The organism is Ideonella paludis (genome assembly GCF_018069865.1).
GTDB lineage: Bacteria > Pseudomonadota > Gammaproteobacteria > Burkholderiales > Burkholderiaceae_C > Ideonella > Ideonella paludis.
Map to the genome: position 1 here is coordinate 217,451 of NZ_JAGQDG010000007.1, position 19,980 is coordinate 237,430.

Below are 19,980 nucleotides of genomic sequence, written 5' to 3' on the forward strand. Positions count from 1 at the left end.
GGGGCGCGGCACAATCCTTCCCTCGATCTCCACCAAGTCCGCTGCATCATGAAAGTCCTGCTCCTCAACGGTCCTAACCTCAACCTGCTCGGGTCGCGGGAGCCGCACATCTACGGCGCAGACACGCTGGCCGATGTGGAGGAGCGCTTCAAGGCCGAGGCTCAAAGCCTGGGTGTGGAGGCCGACGCGTTTCAAAGCAACCATGAAGGGGCTTTGATTGACCGCATTCATGCGGCGCGCAAGGACGGCACCACCGCCATCGTCATCAACCCCGGCGGTCTGACCCACACCAGCGTGGCCTTGCGGGACGCCCTCTCAGGCGTCGCCCTTCCTGTGGTGGAGGTGCACATCAGCAATGTCCACCGTCGCGAGGAGTTCCGCCACCACTCCTACATCTCCGGCATTGCAGAGGGCGTGATCGCAGGGTTGGGCGTGCACGGCTACGGTGCCGCCCTGCGCTTCTTGGTGGGCCGCTATAAGGGTTGAAGCGCTTGGGCCTGCGGCCCGAAGGCGTAGATGTCCATGCCCAGGTGGCCCCAGGTCACGCTCTCGTGCAGGCGCAGGCCCACCGGCTTGGTGCCCGCAGCACCGGCGGCCACAAAAAAGGGCAGCAGGTGCTCGTCCGTCGGGTGCATGTGCGCGGCATGTGGTGCCTGGCGGCGATAGTCCAACAAGGTGGGCCAATCCGCCGCCGCGCTGCGCTCGGCCATCCAGGTGCGAAAGGCGGCACTCTCTGGGATCTCCGGCGCATCCACCGCGCCCCGCCCGCCGGCCCACAGCCGCAGGTTGTGGGTGATGGCCCCCGTGCCCAGGATCAACACGCCGTCATCCACCAGGGGCGCCAGCGCCTGACCCAGCGCAAAGAGCTGCGACGGGCTCCAGTGCGGTGGCCAACCCAGGGGCAGCACCGGGACGTGCCCCTCAGGGAAGAAGGTGCGCAGCGGCGTCCAGATGCCGTGGTCCATGCCGCCTTCGGGCAAGACATGAAGCGGCAAACCGGCACGCTCGACCAAGCTCGCCACCCGCCGGGCCAAGGCGGGTGCGCCGGGGGCGGAGTAGCGCAAGGCATACAACTCGGCGGGGAAGCCCGAAAAGTCATGCACGGCCTCATGCTGCGGGGCTGCAAGCAGCACCGGCTCCCGTGTCAGCGTATGGCCTGAGATGGCGATCACCGCCGTGGGTGGCGTCGGGCCGCTGGCGAAACGCTGGGCCAAGCGCTCCCAGGCGGCTTTGGCGGCCGAGGCCTCCAGGGCTGTCATGGGCGAGCCGTGGGAGACATAAAGCGGGGGAAACGTGGGATGTGCCATGCGCACGATTGTTGAGCCCCCACTGCGGCCTATCGTTCAAAACAACTGCATGGAATCTGTGGTGCGCTGTCGGCCGCGCTACCCCGCCACAGGCCGCATACGACCGTAAAAAGCCTTTGGGCCATGCACGCTTGCGCCTTGGGCTATCGTCTGGGCCTCTGCACCCACTGGCCGCTTCATGTCATTCGCAGCACCATCCACCCCATCATCATCGTCGCGCCGCTCGCCCTCTCCGTGGCAATTGGCTTGGCGGCAAACCGTGCTGGACTTCCGTGCCGGCGAGCTGCGTTTGGTCTTGGTGGCGGTGATGCTGGCGGTGGCAGCGCTGACGGCCGTGGGCTTCTTTGCCGACCGGCTGCAATTGGGGCTGCAAAGAGATGCGGCCCAACTGCTGGGTGGCGACTTGGTGATCAGCAGTGACCAGCCCCTGCCCGAGGGCTTTGTGCAGCGTGCGCAAAGTGCTGGCCTGCGTATGACCCAGCATGCCAGCTTCCCCAGCATGGCGCGGGCGGGCGACGAGCAGGGCGGAGGTACGCGGCTGGTGGCGCTGAAGGCGGTGGACGAGGCTTACCCGCTGCGTGGTGCCCTCAAAGTCCAAGCGCAGGGGCAGACCCAGCCGGCGTCGCTACGCCGTGGGCCGGCGGTGGGGCAGGTGTGGGTGGAAGAGGCGGTGTTGTCGGGCTTGGGCCTGAAGGTGGGCGATGGCTTGTGGCTGGGCGATGCGCGGCTGAGCATTGCTGGCGTGCTGACCCAAGAGCCCGACCGCGGTGCGGGCTTCATGAGCTTTGCCCCTCGGGTGATGATGCACCGGCAAGACTTGGCCACCACGGGCTTGGTGCAGCCGGCCAGCCGCGTGACCTACCGCCTGGCCGTGGTGGCAGCGGGGTCAGCGTCGTCCTTGGAGCGGTTTGAACAATGGGTCAAGGCGGAGGTGAAAAACAAGAACCTCAAGGGCGTGCGGGTGGAAAACCTAGAGAACGGCCGGCCGGAGATGCGCCAAACCTTGGAGCGCGCAGAAAAGTTCTTGAACCTGGTGGCCTTGCTCTCGGCCCTGCTGGCGGCGGTGGCGGTGGCTGTGGCGGCGCGCGACTTTGCGATGAAGCGCTTGGACGACTGCGCCATGCTGCGGGTGCTGGGCCTGAGCCAGCGCAGCATGGCCTGGGCCTTTGTGCTGGAGTTTGCGCTGCTGGCCCTGGTGGCCAGCGGGCTGGGGGTCCTGGCAGGTGCCGCCGTCCACTTTGCCTTCATTGGCCTGCTGGGCGCTTTGGTCCCCACCGATTTGCCTTGGCCCAGCGGGCGTGCCGCCTATCTGGGCTTGGGGGTCGGGGTCGCTCTGTTGATGGGCTTTGGCCTGCCCACCGTCTTGCAGTTGGCCAAGGTGCCGGCCTTGCGGGTGATGCGCCGCGATGTGGGTCAGATCCGCCCCGCCTCACTGGCTGCTGTCTCTGCGGGTGTGGTGGCGCTGGGGGCTTTGCTGATGACCGTGGCCCGCGATCCCAAGATGGGCGCGCTGACGGTGGGCGGTTTCGCAGTGGCGCTGGGCGTGTTTGCGCTGGTGGCTTGGGGCGCTGTCTTGCTGCTTCGCAAGCTGGTGTCAGAGGCCACCGCGCCGCGCTGGCTCTTGCTGGCGACGCGCCAAGTGGCGGCGCGGCCCGGCCTGGCGGTTTTGCAAGTGGCATCTCTGGCAGTGGGCTTGATGGCCCTGGCGCTGCTGGTGCTGCTGCGCACAGACCTGGTGGACTCCTGGCGCAAGGCCACCCCACCCGATGCGCCCAACCGCTTTGTCATCAACATACAGCCTGACCAGGCCGAGGCTTTTCAAGGTTTGCTCAAGGGGGCCGGGGTGACGGGCCATGATTGGTACCCCATGATCCGAGGCCGCCTGGTGGCCGTCAACGGCGAGCCGACCGGCCCCAAGTACGCCGCCAACCCAGAGGCGCGTCGCACCATCGACCGTGAACTTAACCTCAGCCACGCCGCGCAGATGCCGACCCATAACGTCTTGGTCAAGGGCCAATGGGCGGCGCCCGATGCTTCCGGTTTGAGCATCGAAGAAGGCTTGGCCCAGCGTCTGGGCGTGGGCCTGGGCGATGTGCTGAGCTTTGACGTGGGCGGGCAGACCCAAGAGGGCCGCATCAACAGCATTCGCAAGGTCGATTGGGGCTCGATGCGCGCCAACTTCTTTGTGATGTTCCCGCGGGCCGAGATGCCGGATGTCCCTACAACGTACATGACCGCTTTCAAGGCGCCGGCCACGCCGGGCTTTGACAGCCAAGTCGGGCGGCAGTTTCCCAACGTCACGGTGGTCGATGTCTCGGCCTCGGTGGCCCAGGTGCAAAACGTGCTCAATCAAGTCATTCGGGCGGTGGAGGTGTTGTTTGCCTTTACCGTGGCCACGGGCTTGATGGTGCTGCTGGCCACCATCAGCGCCACGCGCGATGCGCGTATTCGCGAAGCCGCCATCATGCGGGCCTGCGGGGCCTCGTCTCACCTCCTGGGCCAGGTCCAGCGGGCCGAGTTGATGGGCCTGGGTGCGCTGGCGGGTGGCTTGGCCAGTGCCGCAGCCATGGGTGTGGGTGCAGGTTTGGCGCGCTGGGTGTTTGAGTTCACCTGGACGGCATCGCCCTGGGTGCCCCTGGTGGGCATGGTGGCAGGCGCTGTGCTGGCGGGCTTGGCGGGCTGGTGGAGCCTGCGCGAAGTGCTGCGCCGGCCAGTGATGCAGACCTTGCGCCAGGCCTCTACAGCGTGAAGTAGAAGCGGGCCCCTTGGCCGACCTCGGACTCGGCCCATATGTCGCCGCCGTGGCGGCGGATGATGCGCCGCACCGAGGCCAGGCCCACGCCCGTGCCTTGGAAGTCTTTGGCGCTGTGCAGGCGTTGGAAGACGCCAAACAGGCGGTCGGCAAAGCGCATGTCAAAGCCTGCGCCGTTATCCGCCACCACCAAGGTGTTCTGGCCCTCGGTCAGCTCGCGCTTGAACTCAATGCGGGTCTGCGGGCACTTGCTGCTGTACTTCCAGGCATTGCCCAGCAGGTTCTCCAAGGCCACCCGCAGCAAAGTGGGGTCGCCTTGCACAATGATGCCCGGCTCAATCAGCACCTCGGCGGCGCGCTCGGGTTGGTCGCGGCGCAGGTCTTCCAGGATGTAGGTGGCGAGTTGCGACAAGTCCACCGGCTTGCGGGCCAAAGGCTGCGACTGCAGGCGCGACAGTGCCAAGAGCGCGTCGATCATGCTGTTCATGCGCGCAGCCGCCGCCAGCACGCGGTCGAGGTGGTCGTTGCCAATGCGGTCCAGGAAGCGGCCGTAATCTTCCTTGAGGATGCGTGAAAAGCCTTCGACCACGCGGATGGGCGCACGCAAGTCGTGGGAGATGGAGTACACAAAGGACTCTTGGTCCTCTTGGGCCTGGGGCTTGGCTTCGGTGCTCAGGCACAAGAGCCTCGACGCGGGTAAGTCAGACCCGGCGTCAACCTCCACCAGTCTCGCTTGCCAGCCGGCCACGGTCACCACGCCGCCTGGCTCCAGGCGCTCAAGGGCCTGGGCCATGTCCGGAGGAAGGGCCTTACGGACCGCTTCCCAGGCCTGTCCCAGCAGCGCACCGGGCTCACCGCCCACCAGTTGCTGGGCGGCGGGGCTGACTTGCCGGACGGTCCAGCCCTGAGCTTCGGACTGCAACAAAAAGGTCGGCTGCGCCATCACGCCCCACAGGCGGGAGAGCAGCACTTTGTCGTGGCGCGCTTGCAAGGCCGGGGCCAAGGGCTGGGCGGTGCCCAAATAGCCCAAGACGCGCCCTTGGGCATCCAGCGTGGCCTGCGCCCGCAGCAGCCACCGCGAGCCGTCTGACTTGAGCACGGCACGCAAGGGGCCAATCGTGCTGCCCGCCGCCATGCGCAAGGCCAGGGCGTCTTCGGGATCGTCCTCGAGCGCAAACAACTGGGCGAAGGCTTGTCCTTGTTGGTTGGCCAATTGCCAGGCTGGTCCCTCGGCCTCTGGGCTTGGACGCCACATCAGCAATCGGTGCTCCGCGTCGGTGCGCCAGACAGCGTGTTCGCTCAGGGCGATCAGGGTTTCGACGTCTCTTTGCACGCGCTGCTGCTGCAGGCGCAAGCGCTGGCGCACCCAGAGCGCGCCAGCGGCCGTACAGGCGATGCCAAATCCGAGCCACATCAGCAGGCCGTAGGCTGTGACGGTGCCTGGCGGAGCCAAGGACTGCGCAGAGACCGGTGCCGCCCACATGCTGGCGATCGCAGACAGCGAACCCGCGACCTGGCCTTTGGGACAGTCGGTCAGTGCTGCACGGTCACGAGAGGGCAGACGCATGAGGCTCATTGTACGGAGGCCAACTGAGACGGCTGTGGTTCTTGCGAAACGGCAAAGGGCAGTGAAATCAGGTTACAACCCTGCTTATCGGGCTTGACGGCGGTGCACGTTAGCCCGATGCTCCGCACTCGTATCGATGTATATTGCGCCATCAGAGTGCATCGCATGGGTGCCGAGGGAAGGGGATGCCGCATCGTCTTCACCCGTGCCTGCGCATTCGCTTTGCGGCCTGACCCAGCTTCACAGCCCATGCTTGATCTCTCCACCGTCAGTAGTCCCGTCTCCGACGCGCAAACCGATGATTCGGTGCTGGACCCTGCGAGCCTGAATCAATTGCGTTCGCTGGACCCAACGGGCGGCGACATGTTCTTGCGCAAGGTCCTGGAGACCTACATTCGCTCGCTCGACAAGCAAGTCGACGCGGCCAACGTCGCGTTTGGGGCCGGGCGCCACGACGATTTATCCCGTGCGGCGCACAGCCTCAAGTCGGCTTCGGCGAGCGTGGGGGCGTTGAAGTTCTCGCGTTTGTGTGAGCGCATTGAGCACGCCATCCGGCGCCAGGAACTCGGAGGCATCCCCTCCGACATGGCCGAGTTCGCACGAGAGGCGGCCACTGTCCGAGCGGCAGCCTCCAGACTGCTGGGGCCTGCTTCGGCATGAATCACCTCTACGGCACCAACGCAAACGGTGTGCCTGAGCACCCGAAGGTGCTGCTTGTTGACGATGATGATGTCAATTTGCTGTTGGTGTCCGCCGCGCTGAGCCAGCACGGCTTTGAGGTGACCGAAGCCACCGGCGGTGACAGCGCTCTGCGCATGTTGCGCCACTGGACGCCCGACCTGGTCGTGCTCGATGCCCGCATGCCAGGGCTGGACGGCTTTGAGACTTGCCGTCAATTGCGTGAGATGTACGGGTTTGAAAACGTCCCCGTGCTGATGCTCACCGGCTTGGATGACGAGACCTCGGTGAATCGCGCCTACCAGGCTGGTGCCACTGACTTTTTCGTCAAGTCCAACCAATGGAGTTTGCTGGCCGGCCGCCTGCGCTATATGTTGCGCGCTGCGCGCACGCACCAAGAGTTGGTGCGCAGCAAGGCCAAGCTGGCTCGCGCCCAAGACCTGGCGCGCATGGGCAGCTTCGATTGGTGGTATGACCAAACCCAGGCCTATTCTCTGGACCGTGGCTTGGAGTTGTCCGAAGAAGGCTTGCGAGTCTTTGGCTGCGGGCCGGACGAGCACCTGACCCTGCGTGCGCTGCTGCACATGGTGCCGCCCGTCGACCGCCGTGGCTTGTTGCGCCAAACCCGCATGCTCTTGCGCCAGGTCACGGTGATCAACACCGATGTGCCGATGAACCTGCCCGACGGGCGCTTTCGCATCATCCATGTCGAAGCCGAGGCAGAGTTTGGCGAGTATGGGCAATGCAATGGCTACACCGGCATCGTCCAGGACGTGACAGACCGCCGGCAGGCGGAGGACAGCATTCGTCGCTTGGCCAACAACGACTCCCTGACCAGCCTGCCCAACCGGCGCCAACTCATGTGGCGCACCGAGCGCGCGCTGGAGCAATCACGGCGCATGAACCACCAGGTCGCGCTGCTGATGATCGACCTGGACCGCTTCAAAAACATCAACGACACTTTGGGCCATGCGGCCGGCGATGAGCTGCTGATTGAAGTGGCGCTGCGTTTGCGCAGTTGTGTACGCCACTCCGATCAGATCTTTGACGGCCTGGTCGAGTCCGTCGGTGGCCGCAGCCACCGCGCCCTTGAAGCGGTGGGTCGCTTGGGCGGCGATGAGTTCGTGGCCTTGCTGCCCGAAGTCCATGACGAAAGAGACGCCGAACGTGTGGCCCAGCGTGTGCTGGAAGCCTTGCGTGTGCCGATCTACGTGGCTGGGCAAGAGTGTTTTGCCACGGCGTCGGTGGGCATCGCACTGTTCCCGCGTGATGGAACCAATGTGCATGACCTGATGCGCAATGCCGACGTGGCCATGTATGCGGCCAAGTCCAGCGGTCGCAACGGCATGATGCTCTACACGCCGCAACTGGCGGGCAGAGGCCGCGAAAAGCTGGAGCTGGAGACGGCGCTGCACAAGGCCATTGAGCGCAATGAACTGGTGCTCTACTACCAGCCCAAGGTCGATGTGGCCACCGCCAAAATGGTGGGCGTGGAGGCCCTGATGCGCTGGAAGCGCGGCGACCAATTGGTGCCACCCGGCGACTTCATCCCCTTGGCCGAAGAGACGGGCCTGATCGTGCCGCTCTCAGAATGGGCGCTGCGCGAGGCCGCCCGCCAAGCGCGGGTCTGGAAAGATGACTTTGGCTTCAACGAGTCCATCGCTGTCAACATGCCCAATCGCATGTTTTTGCGCAATGACTTGGTCGAGTTGGTGCGAGCCGCAGTGGAGCCGCACGACATCCCGCATCGCATGATTCTTCTGGAGATCACCGAAGACTCCCTGATGAAGGACCTGCAGAGCATCTTGCCCACGCTGCAGCGCCTCAACGAGATTGGTGTGCAGATCTCCGTCGATGACTTCGGCACAGGGTACTCCTCGCTGTCGCGCCTGACCACCTTGCCCATCACCGAGGTCAAGATCGACCGCTCGTTTGTGAACGACTTGGTGGTGACGCGCAAAGGCACGGCCGTCATTCGCACCATCGTGGCCCTGGCACGCGCGCTGGGCCTGCGGGTCATTGCCGAGGGCGTCGAGTCGCTCAGCCAGCAAGAGGTCTTGCACCGCCAGGGCTGCAGCATCATGCAAGGCTTTATGTTCAGCCGCCCCATTCCCGGGGACCAGATTGGCGACTGGGTGCGCCGCATGTCCATTGCCCCTAAGGGCCCTTGGATTGCCAGCGTCGAGGTCGGCATGGACGACGCTGATGAGCGTGCGCAAATCACCAGTGCGGGGGCCTGATCTCAAGCAGCCCGCAAGTCCTTGTTCAGTTTGAGCCTGGACTGCCGATATCGAGCGACACCCATGCCCCGGCTCGATCATGACTGACTCCTCTGAACTCACACCGGCGCAGATCGCCAAAGCGGCATTGCGACGTTTGGCCTTGGCTCGTCAAGAGCCTACGCCGGAAAACTATGCCCAAGCCTGGGCTGAAGAATGTGGCCATGGCCGCCCCCAAGTCACCCTGCCCAGCCAAGCCAAGCCGCTGATGGAGCGCATGGCGGCGCGCTTGGTCGACGCAGCCGATGCCCGAGACGAGTTGCTTAAACACCTGCTGCACGGCGACTGGAACGAAGCCTCACGGGTGCTGGAGCGCGCAGGCGAGAGCTCGTCCCACCAAGCGCAAGCGTTGGCGCAAGTCATCGACCGCATGGCCAAGGGCCTGGAGCGTGGCGGCAAGCAATGGACCTTGGCCCGCAAAAAGGACAGCCTCAAGCGCGTGCTGGATGCCAACCGCAGCGATGTGCAGCGTCTCACCCAGCGCCTGCGGCAGCTCGTCAACTCCTGGGATGACGGCGATCAGCCTGTAGAGGCCGCCGCGGACGCCAGCGAGCACGGTTCGGCGGCTGTGCCCGCGCAGGCTGTCGCGCCCGTGGCGCCTGCCGTGGTCACGGCCTGGCCTCAGGTGCTGCACCCCTTGCAGCACACGGTTCGCTTGGCCCTGCCGTCAGACCAGCCGCGTGCGGTGGCCCTGGCCGATGAACTCGCCGCATTGGCCGACCAGATCGCCGAGCAAGGGGCCACCGCCCCGCTGGCGCGCGCGGTGGCAGAGGTGTGCGAGCGGGCTGGGCGGCTGCTGTCACACCGGCACCATTTGCTCGACCAAGTGCATGTGCTCAGCCAAGAGCTGGCTGGCAGCCTGGCGGAATTGGCCGAAGACGATAGTTGGGTGCAGGGGCAACTCAACAGCCTGCGCCAACGCTTGGACGAGCGGCCCAATGCCCGGGCCGTTCAATCGGCCAGCACTTTGTTGGCCGAGGCCCGCTTGCGGCAACGCGATGTCCGCCAAGAGCGCAACAGCGCTCGCCTGGCGCTCAAGGAGCTGATTCAGCGCATGCTGCATGAGCTGGGCGAACTTGATCAGCACACCGGCCGCCTGAGCGACGGCATGCAGCGCTATATGAGCACCATCGAGAAGGCGGACTCCTTGGAGAGCCTGGCCGGCGTGGTGCGGGAGATGCTGGATGAGGGCCGCGAAGTGCATGGCCTGGTCAGCAGCACCCGAGAGCGCTTGAACGGCGAACATGCGCGTGCCGTCGAATTGGAGGAGCGGGTGCGTGAGCTGGAAACCGAGCTGCGCCGCCTGTCTGACGAGGTGGCGACAGACGCCCTGACCCAAATCGCCAATCGGCGCGGCATGATGCAGGCCTTCGAGGTTGAGCAAGCTCGCATGCGCCGTGAAGGGGGCGAGTTGTCGGTCGGGCTGCTCGACATTGACAACTTCAAGAAGCTCAACGATAGCCTAGGCCATGCCGCTGGGGATCAGGCCTTGATCGCGCTGGCGCAGTATGTGCGGGATGCGCTGCGCCCCATCGATATCGTGGCGCGTTTTGGCGGCGAAGAATTTGTGGTGCTCTTGCCCTCAACACCGGTCGACGAAGCCCAGAAGACCTTGACCCGTCTGCAGCGCCAAATGAGCGCCAGCCTCTTCATGCATGAAGGCAAAGACGTGTTGGTCACCTTCTCAGCGGGGGTCACGGCCTATCGCTTCAGCGAAGCCTTGGGTGACGCGCTCGAGCGCGCGGACGAGGCGCTCTATGAGGCCAAGCGCACCGGCAAAAACCGCACCTGTATGGCCTGACTAGGCGGGGGGCTGAGAAGCCTGTGGGATGACGGGGCCTGAGTGGCCCCGTTCGGCCTCAGAAGAACTCCACCATCCCGGTGTTGGCGGATTCGGCCAAGGGGTGATCGAGGGCCAGTTTGTCGAAGTCTACGCAGCAATTGCGGCCGTCGCGTTTGGCTTTGTAGACGGCTTGGTCGGCGCGCTCAAAGGCGGCGCTGGGTGTGTCACCGGGCTGCAACTCGGTGTAGCCAATGCTGACCGTCAGCGAGCCCACGCGCGGAAAGTCATGGCTCGCCACCGTGGTGCGCAAGCGCTCCAGCGCTTGGCGGGCGTCGGCCGGACGGTCGCCGCTGAGCAGCACCAAAAACTCTTCGCCGCCAAATCGATAGAGATGTTCCTCATGGCGGAAGCTGTGCCGCATGATTTGACCCAGCAGCAGCAAGACTTCATCGCCCATCAAATGGCCGAATTCGTCGTTGATGCGTTTGAAGTTGTCGATATCCACCACGCCCAACCAATAGCGGGTATTGCGCAGTGGACGCCGGCGCTCGTCGGCCTTGAACTGCGGTGCGGGGACGTCGTTGCCCAACTGCAAGGCTGCGCGCACAAAAGTTTCGTCAAAGGACTTGCGGTTCAGCAGCCCGGTCAGCGCGTCGCGTTCGTTTTCATCCAGCAAGCCCCGCAAATGCCGGTAATAGCGCCGGACAGCGCTCAAGATGCGAGCCTCTTCTGGGGAGGGGGCATTGAGCTGCCACACCTCCAGCACGGCCACGATCTCGTTGTCGGTCTGTAGCGGGTAGAGCCAATGCGCGGGCGCTTGGGTCACGCGCACGATCTCGCCAGACTGCAAGCAGGTGAGGTGATAAGGCAGGCTCTCCAGCGGGACGGTGGGCCCCGCGTCCCGCGTCGCCTCATAGCTGCGGTACGGCTCGCCTCGATGGCGCTTATAGACATGCGTCAGCCAGCGGGGAGCCTCCAGGCTGCCGACGGTGCGGTGAATGGCCACGTACTGCGGGCAAATCAGCTCATCGATCAACCTCATCACGGCCTCGTCCAATGTGTCGCGGTCGCGGTGGCCCGCTAAATCTGCCAGATGATCGAGAAGACGTGACATGAGGGCCCAGACAGAAATGGAGTGCGCCGTGCGCGCGGTGCCAACTGCGGCGTTGGCAAGGGTCTGTCTGGGATATCGGCCCGGGCTCAGCGGGATTGAGCCACTTTGGCGGAAGCGGTGAGATTCGAACTCACGGTAAGGTTTCCCCTACGCTAGTTTTCAAGACTAGAGCCTTAAACCACTCGGCCACGCTTCCTGGGGGTCTCATCGCCGCCCTGCTGGGTGGGTGAGAAGGGCTGCATTATGGCTCATCCTGGCGCTTGTTCTTGGGCGCACTGCACTTGGGTCACTTCGCGTCGGCCGCCATCCACCCGAACGGCCGTCAATTGGCCGCCCCACACGCAGCCGGTGTCCAGGGCCAGCAAGTCCGCGCGGTTGACCAAACCCAAGGTAGACCAGTGGCCAAAGGCGATGGGTTGGCCCGCTGCAGCGCGCTGGGCGTGCTCGAACCAGGGCTTGAAGCCCTCTGGCGCGTGGTCGGCACCCTCTTTGGTGTCGAAGTCCATGCGGCCTTGGGCGTCGCAGAACCGCATCCGTGTCAAGGTGTTGACGATGAAGCGCCAGCGCGTCACCCCGCTGAGATTGGGGCTCCAAAGCGGGGGTTCGTTGCCAAACATTTGCGCCAAGAAATCTGCCTGGGCGGGGCCTCGCAAGACAGCCTCGACCTCGGCCGCCAGGGCCAAGGTTTGCTCGGTGGTCCAGGCAGGGTGAACACCGGCGTGAACGGTCAGCCAGCCTTGCGTGTGGTCGGCCAAGCGTCCGCGCTGCACCAGCCACTCCAGCCAGGCGCCGCGTTGTGGGTGAGTCAAGATCGCGTCGAGCGTGTCTTTGCGGCCCGGCTTGCGCACACCTTGGGCCACCGCCAACAGGCTGAGGTCATGGTTGCCCAACAACCAAGTCGCACTGGCGCCGAAGCTCTGGAGCTTTTGCAACACCTGCAGGGAGGCCGGGCCACGGTTGACCAGGTCGCCCAAGACATGGACATGATCGCGCGAGGGGGAAAAATCTAAGGTGTCCAAGAGCTTGTCAAAGGCGCTGCAACAGCCCTGGATATCGCCAACAAAGTAGTGCATCGCGCGATTCTGCTACGCTCCCACCCCGTTTTGACTCATTTGCGGCGCTGGCAACAGGCGCCGCGTCGCATGGACATCCTGCTTTTAGTCTTCCTGATTCTGCTCAATGGCGTGTTTGCCATGTCTGAAATGGCCTTGTCGGCCAGCCGCAAGGCGCGGCTTCAGGTGATGTTGGAAGCGGGCGAGCACGGGTCGCGCGCCGCTATCGAGCTGCATGACAACCCCACCAAATTTTTGTCCACGGTGCAGATCGGCATCACCTCCATCGGGGTGTTGAACGGTATCGTGGGTGATGCAGCATTCTCCGGCCCTGTGTCGGCTTGGTTGCAGCAGCATCTGCAAGCCACCCCCAAGGTGGCTGATGTGACGGCCACCGCGATGGTGGTCATGGTCATCACGGTGCTGAGCATTATTTTTGGTGAGCTGGTGCCTAAGCGCCTGGGCCAAATGCACCCTGAGACCGTGGCGCGTTTGGTGGCCCCGCCGATGCAGTGGCTGTCGGCCCTCACGCGGCCTTTGGTGTTTGTGTTGGCGGCCTGCACCGAAGGCATGCTGCGCTTGCTCGGCATCAAGGCCGGAGCGAACCGCAGTGTGACGGAAGAAGAAATCGCCGCCAGCCTGGAAGAAGGGCTGGACGCCGGGGTCATTGAAGCCCAGGAGCACCAGATGGTGCGCAATGTGTTTCGCCTAGATGACCGCCAGATCGGCTCCATGATGATCCCGCGTGCGGAGATCGCCTGGCTGGACGCCGAGGCCACCGTCGAGGAAATGCTGACCGTGGTCGCCGAGGACGAGCATTCGCGCTATCCCGTCTGCCGCGGCGGGCTGGATGACGTGATCGGTGTGGTGGCCGCTCACAGCCTGCTGCGGCCCATGGCCAGCGGCCAAACGGTCAAGCTGGCGGACCACCTGCAAGCGCCGGTTTTTGTGCCCGAGACGCTGTCCGGCATGGAACTGCTGGAGCACTTCCGTACCTCCGGCGCTGAGTTGGTGTTTGTGGTGGACGAATACGGCGCGGTGCAAGGGGTGATCACCGTGCGTGACGTGCTGGAAGCCATCACCGGCGAGTTCGGCACCGATACCGATGAAGATGCCTGGGCCGTGCAGCGCGCCGACGGAAGTTGGCTGGTCGATGGCATGATCCCGGTCCCCGAGCTGAAAGATCGGCTCAACATCAAAGAGTTGCCCGAGGAAGACCGAGGGCGATACAACACCTTGGCCGGCATGATCATGCTGCTGCTGGGCCGCTTGCCCCAGACCACGGATGCGGTGGAATGGGGCGTGTGGCGCTTTGAGGTCGTGGACCTCGACGGCAAACGCGTGGACAAGGTCCTGGCCACACGAACCACTCTAGAGGAAGACGAAGAATGATCAATCCAGAACTCCATACTCAACCCGTCGCGCTCGACCGCGTCGGTCATCGCGCCTTGAAGCTGAGCGAAGGCGCCAACAGCCTGACGCGCGTCACCCAGCTGAACTCCATGTTCTTGACGCTGGCCGAGTTTGGCGATGCGGCCAAAGAATTCCCCATCTTTTTCTTGCGGGCCGGCAAGGATGACAAGGGCCATGAATTGGTGGCACCGGTGGCGGTGTTTGGCCTCAAGCAGGGCCAAAACCTCTTTGTGGAAGGCTCTGGTGCCGACACCCGTTGGAAGGCCCGCTACACCCCGGCTCTGATGCGCGCCTATCCCTTCACCATGGCCCGTGTCAGTGAAGAGCAGTTGGCAGTGTGCATTGACCAGAGTTTTGACGGCTGGTCTCAGACCGAGGGCCGCGCCTTGTTCGACGACAAGGGCGAACCGACCGAGTTGTTGAACAGTGCCCGTGATTTTGTGGAGCGCATCGAGAACGAAGTCGAGCGCACCCGCCTGGCAGGCCAACGCCTGATGGAGCTCAAGCTGCTGCAAGAAAAGCGCTTTGATGCCACCTTACCCGACGGCTCTCCGCTGCGCGTCGACGGCTTCTTGGCGCTGGACGAAGAGCGCTTCAACAAGCTGACTGACGCTGAAGCCCTGGAACTCCATCGCACTGGCTTGGCGGGTGTGTTGCATGCGCATTTGATCTCCATGTCCAACATGACGGCCCTGATCGAGCGCCAGCTCGCGCAAAGCCCGGCAGCCGCCGCTGCCTGAGGCCCATCAGGGTCATCCCCTGGGTCACCGTGACGGGATGTCATGGCAGATCACCCCCAGGGGTTTTTAAGAAAAGAAGAGGGCTCGCCGATATCCCGGTGAGCCTTCAAGACTTGTGGGGTGGCGCGCCTGCCGTCAGGGGTGCGCCGTTCGGCCTCACCAAGCCTAGGCTCTGGTCTGATAGAGGGAGCCTAAAAAATGGAAAACCGCTCGCGAATTCTGCTGGTGGACGATGATGAGCTGACCTTGCACATGCTCACCGCGACCCTGGAGCAGGACTACGAGGTTCTGCACGCCACTGACGGTGAGCGTGCGTTGCAGCAGATGTCTACACAGGCTGTGGACTTGGTGCTGCTCGATGTCGAGATGCCTGGCATCGATGGCTATGAGGTGTGCCGTCGGCTGAAAGAAACAGCGGATGTGCCGGTCATTTTTCACTCTGCGCACACGAGCATTGAAGAGCGACTTCAGGGCTATCGCGTGGGCGGCGATGACTACCTCGCCAAGCCCTTTGACCCGGCTGAGCTGAATGCCAAGATCGTTCGCTTGCTGCAGCTTCATGCCTCCCGGCGCGAGCTGAGTGGGCAATTGGATGAGGCCATGAACGCGGTGCTCTCTACCGCCGACATGATGGGCGAGGCCGGTGTGGTGCTGGAGTTCCAGCGCGAAGCCAACCAATGCAAATCCCATACTGAGCTGGCTCAGGCCATTCTGGCCGCCCTGGCACGCTGGTCATGGGATGGCTGTGTGCGCGTGACGGGCCGCCGGCAGGTCCTCAGCCTCAATGCGCGGGGTGAATGCACGGCACTGGAAGCCACCTTGCTGGACCATTTGCAGACCCAGACCCGTGGCATTCACGCCTTGGGGCCACACACGGGCTTTGTGTATGGCGAGGTGTTGGTATTCGTCCGCAATTTGGCCATGAACCGTCCTGAAGGCAGCATGGAGCGTGCGGAATCTGAGCGCATGGGACGCGCCATCGATAACATTGCGTTATTGGTGGAGGGTGCGCTGTCGCTGGTCACTGCCTTAGATGCAGGTTCTACCGCCAGGGATCTGGACGAAATCCGCAAACTGGTTACCATGACCCGCGATGCGTTGGCAGACATTCAGGCGCGCAGCCATTCACAGCGAATGGAAGTGCAGCAACTGGCGCAACGCCTTCATGAGCAGGTGGAAACGAGTTTCTTGCACCTGGGGCTGACCGCCACGCAAGAAGATCAAGTCAGCAGCATCATCCGTGAGCATGGAGAAGACGTGCTCAAGGCTTTAGATAGAGGGCGAGAGCTGCAAGATTTTCTGCAGCGCATCGTTCAGAAGTTGGGGCAGTACGTGTGAGCATCAGCGATCAGGGGTTGACCACCTCCCTCGCGAAGGACGCTGCAGCGTCCGGGGTTGATGGCCTCCAGGCGCTGAAGTCGCGCCTGGATCGGTCCATCCTGCGGATCGCTGGCTTGGTGCTGGCGCTGCCTGTGCTGGCCTCCGTGATCCAGCTGATTTTCATCTTCACGCACCCGAGCGCTTCACCGGACGACCGCAACAGCCGTCTCGTGGCCTGCGTGGCCGTGATCGGCATTGCCCTCGCCTCTTGGGGCTTGGCTCGATATCGCTCGGCGGCCGCCGGAGCGCTGTTCTTGTGCTGGTCGGCCATGGCGGTGCTGATGGTGTCGGCCTGGACCATGGACTGGGGCATGGCGTCCACCAGCCTCGCGGCGTTTTCAGCCTTGATTGCGATTGGCGGCTTTTTGGTGGGGCCTCACATGGCTCGCTGGCTGACCTTGGCGGCAGTGAGCTACTTGATCGCACTGTGGGTGGCCAGCATTCTGGGGCAGACCGGTGGCTTGGCGCAGCTCGATCCTCAGCGCATGGCCAGCTATGGTGCGGTGCACATCACGGCCTGCCTCTGCGTGGGCTGGATGGTGTCGCGGTATGGCAGCCTGTTCATGCAGATGATCGCTTCTTTGGACAGCTCCAAGCGCTTGCTTGAGAGCACCTTGCAAGCAGAGCAAAAGGCCGCTCGCCAGTTGGCCCTGAGCGAGGCCCGGATGCGCGCGCTGCTGGACAACTCCCTCAATGCGGTGTTGATCCTGGACAGAGATAGCGGCAGCATTCGTTATGCCAACGCTCAGTTGCTAGACCGTCATGGCTGCAAGTCCTTGGCTGAGTTTGATGTGCGGCTGATGTATCCCGAGCAGCCCTACACGCCAGAAGAGTCCTTGCGACTGGTCAAGCTCACGCTTGAGGAAGGGTCGCGCCAAGTGATTTGGAAGACGCGCGATATCCACGGCGTGGACATCTGGTGGGACATGAAGCTGGACAACATGCTGCTGGAAGAAGCGCCCAGCGTGGTGTGTTTCGGCCACGACATCACGGCCCGTGTGATGGCCGAGACCGCCCTTCGCAACCAGCAGCAGCAGTTGGAGGCGCAGGTCAAGGAGCGCACCCAGCAGTTGATGATCGAACAGCAGCGCATGCAAGATGTGATCGAGGCCTTGCCCATCACGCTGTCGATTCGTGACCGCGAAGGGCGCTACACCTTGGTGAACAAGCGGTTCGAGACGGCGCTGGGCCTGCTTCGAGAGCAGGTGGTGGGGCGGCCGGCGCATGAATTCTTGCCGCCCGCCATGATGGCAGACATGCGCCACTGGGACGGCAAAGTCCTGGGGGGCGAGGGCGAGCAGACCTTTGAGCGGGTGATCCCCGACCCCTCAGGGCGGCCCCTGGATTACCTGATCACCTCGGTGCCGCTGCTGAATGCTCAGCGCGAGCCCTTTGCGGTGCTCAATCTGGGCACTGATGTGACTTCGCTGAAGACTTTGCAGCGGGAGCTGGCGCTGGCCAAAGAGGAGGCCGAGCGACTGGCCGCCGCCAAGAGCGAGTTCTTGGCCAATATGAGCCACGAGATCCGCACGCCTTTGAACGCCGTCTTGGGCATTGCCCAACTGGGCGTCAGGCGCACACCGGTCGAGACGCCTGAACATGCGGACTATGAGCGCATTTTGCGCTCTGGGCGCTTGCTGTTGGGGGTCATCAATGACATCTTGGATTACTCCAAGCTGGACAGCGGCAAGCTGGAGGTTTTCGACGAGCCCTGTGAGTTGGCCGTGCTCTTGGCCGATGCCGCTGAGATGGTGGCCGAGCGGGCGCGCGCCAAAGGGCTGTCGCTGAGCATCCATATAGACGACCAAGTCCCGGCCTGGCTGCGCCTCGATGGCCTGCGTGTCAGCCAGGTCTTGGTCAACCTGCTGTCCAACGCCGTCAAGTTCACGCCGCAGGGCAGTGTGCGTTTGGAGGCGCGGGCTGAAGACCAAACACTCTGCCTCTCCGTCATCGACACAGGTGTTGGCATCGCGCCGGAGCACCTGGCGCGCATCTTCGACCCCTTTGAACAAGCGGACAGCTCCACCACGCGTCTCTACGGTGGCACGGGCCTTGGGCTGTCGATCAGCCGTCGCTTGGCGGAGCTGATGGATGGAGACATTGTTGTGCACAGCGAAAGCCAAGAGGGTTCTTGCTTTACCTTGCGGGTGCCGCTGCGTCCGCTGCAGGCGGCCGACGCGCCCCAGCCCCAGGTGACGGCGGGGACTGCCGGCAGTTTGGAGGGCATGCGCCTTTTGGTGGTGGACGATGTGGAGATCAATCGCACCATCATCTTGGCCATGCTGCGGGAGTGCGGCGCCAGTGCAACCGGCGCACCCAGCGGTGAAGCGGCGGTGGCTCGTCTTCAAGCTCAACCCGATGCCTTTGATGCGGTGCTGATGGACCTGCAAATGCCGGGCATGGATGGCTTTGAAGCCACGCACTTGCTGCACGAGAGCCTGCCGGACATGCCCGTCATCGCCCTGACCGCCCACGCCCTGGAAGACCAGCGTCGCAAATGCCTGGAAGCGGGCATGGTGGCCCACATCACCAAGCCGGTGGACCTGACAGAGCTGGCGCAGGTGTTGGGCACCCACCTGCCGCGCCGACACCGGCCCGGCAACGAAGGCTTGCTGCCGCGAACGACCAGCGCCAAACCCACGTCACCGCCCCCGCAAGTGCTGCCGCCCGTCCCGGCCCTGGCGCCGCACCCTGCTGCACCGCTGGCCCAGCCCGGCGGCGAGTGGCCTGACCTGCCCAGTTTTGACCGCGCGGGCGCGTTGTCGCGCTGCGGCGGCCAAGAGGCCGTCTTGCGCAAGGTCTTGGTGATGTTCGCCGCCCAACTGCAACGCTGGCCTGCTGACCTGCATCAGGCCGCTGAAGCAGGTGTGCCAGAGCTCAAAGCGGCTGCCCATCGCCTCAAAGGGGTCAGCGGCAATTTGGGCCTGACGGCGCTGGAGCGCGATGTCTTGCACCTGGAGCAGGCACTGGCCGCTCCCCTGACACCAGAGGCTTTGTCCCAGGCCTTGGCGCCTGTGCTGTCGGAGCTGAGTGCGGTGGATCAGGCCTTGGCGGCTTGGTCGGCGCGGTAGCCCAGGCGCTGAGACAAGCTGGCGGCACGTGCCCGCAGCAAACCCACTAGGGGGCCGTCCAAGCCTAAGTCCACCTTGGCACTGGGCCCGATGGCGGTGAGCGCCAACACCACCTGCCCACTGCCATCGCGAACGGGCACGGCAATGGCGCCGACCCCGGGCACGGCGGTGCCATCGACCCGGGCCAGGCCTTCGGCCCGCACGGCCGCCAAGATGGGCACCAAGTCCTTGGCAGACACCGGCTCAGCCTCCCAGGCCAGCAAGGGCTGCCATTGCGCCTGCGGCAGCCAGGCCGCAAACAAGCGCCCAGAGGCGGTGTCGCGCAGGCTCATGACCGTGCCATGACGCATGCTGACATGCACCGGGCTGGGGGCCTCGGCAATGCGCACCAGCGTCGGCCCTCGGTTGCCCCACACTGCAATGGCCACGGTCAAGCCTGTCTCCAAGGCCAGCTCTTCAATCAAAGGGGTGGCCAGCCGCACCGGGTCGTACTGTTGCAGCCCGATCAAGCCCATTTGCAAAGCCAGCGCGCCTAGGCCATAGCGGCCCCCCTCGGCTTCTTGCTCCACCAGACCGATCTTCTGAAAGCTCACCAAATAAGGGTGGGCTTTGGCCGGGCTCATGCCGGCCTCACGGGCCAAGTCTTTGAGCGGCAAGGGCCGGCCATGGTGGGCCAAGGCCAGTAGCAACTGCCCGCCCACCTCGATGCTCTGAATGCCGCGCGGCCCGCGTTCAGCGCCGTCGTCATCGGGGAGGTCTGTGGCCAGAGAGGAGGGCATAGGTATTTTTACTAAACGTAATTGATTAGACATTATCGAATAAGCTGATTAAGATCAAGCCCGTT

The 19,980-nt window shown here is 64.0% G+C and carries 14 protein-coding genes and 1 tRNA gene; 9 read left to right on the forward strand and 6 right to left on the reverse strand.

What is annotated here, in order from left to right; genetic code table 11:
* Positions 1 to 48 precede the first annotated feature (48 nt).
* The gene (aroQ, locus tag KAK11_RS18005) at positions 49 to 486 is read left to right on the forward strand and encodes a type II 3-dehydroquinate dehydratase (RefSeq protein WP_210810702.1); all 438 of its coding nucleotides are present in this window, start codon (positions 49 to 51) and stop codon (positions 484 to 486) included.
* Here the strand turns inward: aroQ and KAK11_RS18010 are convergent.
* Positions 474 to 1,307: a dioxygenase family protein gene (locus KAK11_RS18010; protein ID WP_210810704.1), complete on the reverse strand. Its 834-nt coding sequence runs from the start codon at positions 1,305 to 1,307 to the stop codon at positions 474 to 476. The genes aroQ and KAK11_RS18010 overlap by 13 nt on opposite strands.
* 178 nt (positions 1,308 to 1,485) lie before the next feature.
* Between KAK11_RS18010 and KAK11_RS18015 the strand changes: the two genes are divergently transcribed.
* On the forward strand, positions 1,486 to 4,056 hold the full coding sequence (locus tag KAK11_RS18015) for an ABC transporter permease (protein ID WP_210810705.1): 2,571 nt from the start codon (positions 1,486 to 1,488) through the stop codon (positions 4,054 to 4,056).
* Here the strand turns inward: KAK11_RS18015 and KAK11_RS18020 are convergent.
* Positions 4,046 to 5,626 carry a sensor histidine kinase gene (locus KAK11_RS18020; RefSeq protein WP_210810706.1) on the reverse strand — a complete coding sequence of 527 codons (1,581 nt, stop codon included), beginning with the start codon at positions 5,624 to 5,626 and terminating at the stop codon, positions 4,046 to 4,048. The genes KAK11_RS18015 and KAK11_RS18020 overlap by 11 nt on opposite strands.
* A gap of 249 nt (positions 5,627 to 5,875) precedes the next feature.
* Between KAK11_RS18020 and KAK11_RS18025 the strand changes: the two genes are divergently transcribed.
* The 3 genes from KAK11_RS18025 to KAK11_RS18035 all read left to right on the forward strand — a co-directional run bounded on the left by KAK11_RS18025 (position 5,876) and on the right by KAK11_RS18035 (position 10,384).
* A complete protein-coding gene (locus KAK11_RS18025; protein WP_210810707.1) occupies positions 5,876 to 6,286 on the forward strand; it encodes an Hpt domain-containing protein in 411 nt (136 codons plus the stop codon).
* Positions 6,283 to 8,544: a putative bifunctional diguanylate cyclase/phosphodiesterase gene (locus KAK11_RS18030; RefSeq protein ID WP_210810708.1), complete on the forward strand. Its 2,262-nt coding sequence runs from the start codon at positions 6,283 to 6,285 to the stop codon at positions 8,542 to 8,544. The genes KAK11_RS18025 and KAK11_RS18030 overlap by 4 nt, the downstream gene beginning before the upstream one ends.
* Before the next feature lie 79 nt (positions 8,545 to 8,623).
* Positions 8,624 to 10,384 (forward strand): GGDEF domain-containing protein, encoded by a 1,761-nt coding sequence (locus KAK11_RS18035; protein WP_210810709.1) that lies wholly within the window; start codon positions 8,624 to 8,626, stop codon positions 10,382 to 10,384.
* A gap of 58 nt (positions 10,385 to 10,442) precedes the next feature.
* On the opposite strand, the gene KAK11_RS18040 is transcribed toward KAK11_RS18035, so the two are convergent.
* From KAK11_RS18040 to KAK11_RS18050, 3 genes are all read right to left on the reverse strand, one after another.
* Positions 10,443 to 11,480 carry a GGDEF domain-containing protein gene (locus KAK11_RS18040; protein WP_210810710.1) on the reverse strand — a complete coding sequence of 346 codons (1,038 nt, stop codon included), beginning with the start codon at positions 11,478 to 11,480 and terminating at the stop codon, positions 10,443 to 10,445.
* A gap of 106 nt (positions 11,481 to 11,586) precedes the next feature.
* Positions 11,587 to 11,676: transfer RNA gene (locus KAK11_RS18045), tRNA-Ser, on the reverse strand.
* A 52-nt stretch (positions 11,677 to 11,728) separates the two neighbouring features.
* Entirely contained in the window at positions 11,729 to 12,553 is an 825-nt protein-coding gene (locus tag KAK11_RS18050; protein WP_210810711.1) for a symmetrical bis(5'-nucleosyl)-tetraphosphatase, read from the reverse strand.
* 69 nt (positions 12,554 to 12,622) lie between these two features.
* On the opposite strand from KAK11_RS18050, the gene KAK11_RS18055 reads away from it, so the two are divergent.
* The 4 genes from KAK11_RS18055 to KAK11_RS18070 all read left to right on the forward strand — a co-directional run bounded on the left by KAK11_RS18055 (position 12,623) and on the right by KAK11_RS18070 (position 19,136).
* Positions 12,623 to 13,924, forward strand: a complete 1,302-nt coding sequence (locus KAK11_RS18055) for a hemolysin family protein (RefSeq protein WP_210810712.1) — start codon at positions 12,623 to 12,625, stop codon at positions 13,922 to 13,924.
* On the forward strand, positions 13,921 to 14,685 hold the full coding sequence (locus KAK11_RS18060) for a SapC family protein (protein ID WP_210810714.1): 765 nt from the start codon (positions 13,921 to 13,923) through the stop codon (positions 14,683 to 14,685). Before KAK11_RS18055 ends, KAK11_RS18060 begins: the two co-directional genes overlap by 4 nt.
* Positions 14,686 to 14,883: 198 nt before the next feature.
* On the forward strand, positions 14,884 to 16,023 hold the full coding sequence (locus KAK11_RS18065) for a response regulator (RefSeq protein ID WP_210810715.1): 1,140 nt from the start codon (positions 14,884 to 14,886) through the stop codon (positions 16,021 to 16,023).
* Between the two features lie 17 nt (positions 16,024 to 16,040).
* On the forward strand, positions 16,041 to 19,136 hold the full coding sequence (locus KAK11_RS18070; protein ID WP_210810719.1) for an ATP-binding protein: 3,096 nt from the start codon (positions 16,041 to 16,043) through the stop codon (positions 19,134 to 19,136).
* On the opposite strand, the gene KAK11_RS18075 is transcribed toward KAK11_RS18070, so the two are convergent.
* On the reverse strand, positions 19,106 to 19,915 hold the full coding sequence (locus tag KAK11_RS18075; protein ID WP_210810720.1) for an IclR family transcriptional regulator: 810 nt from the start codon (positions 19,913 to 19,915) through the stop codon (positions 19,106 to 19,108). The genes KAK11_RS18070 and KAK11_RS18075 overlap by 31 nt on opposite strands.
* Positions 19,916 to 19,980: the final 65 nt, after the last annotated feature.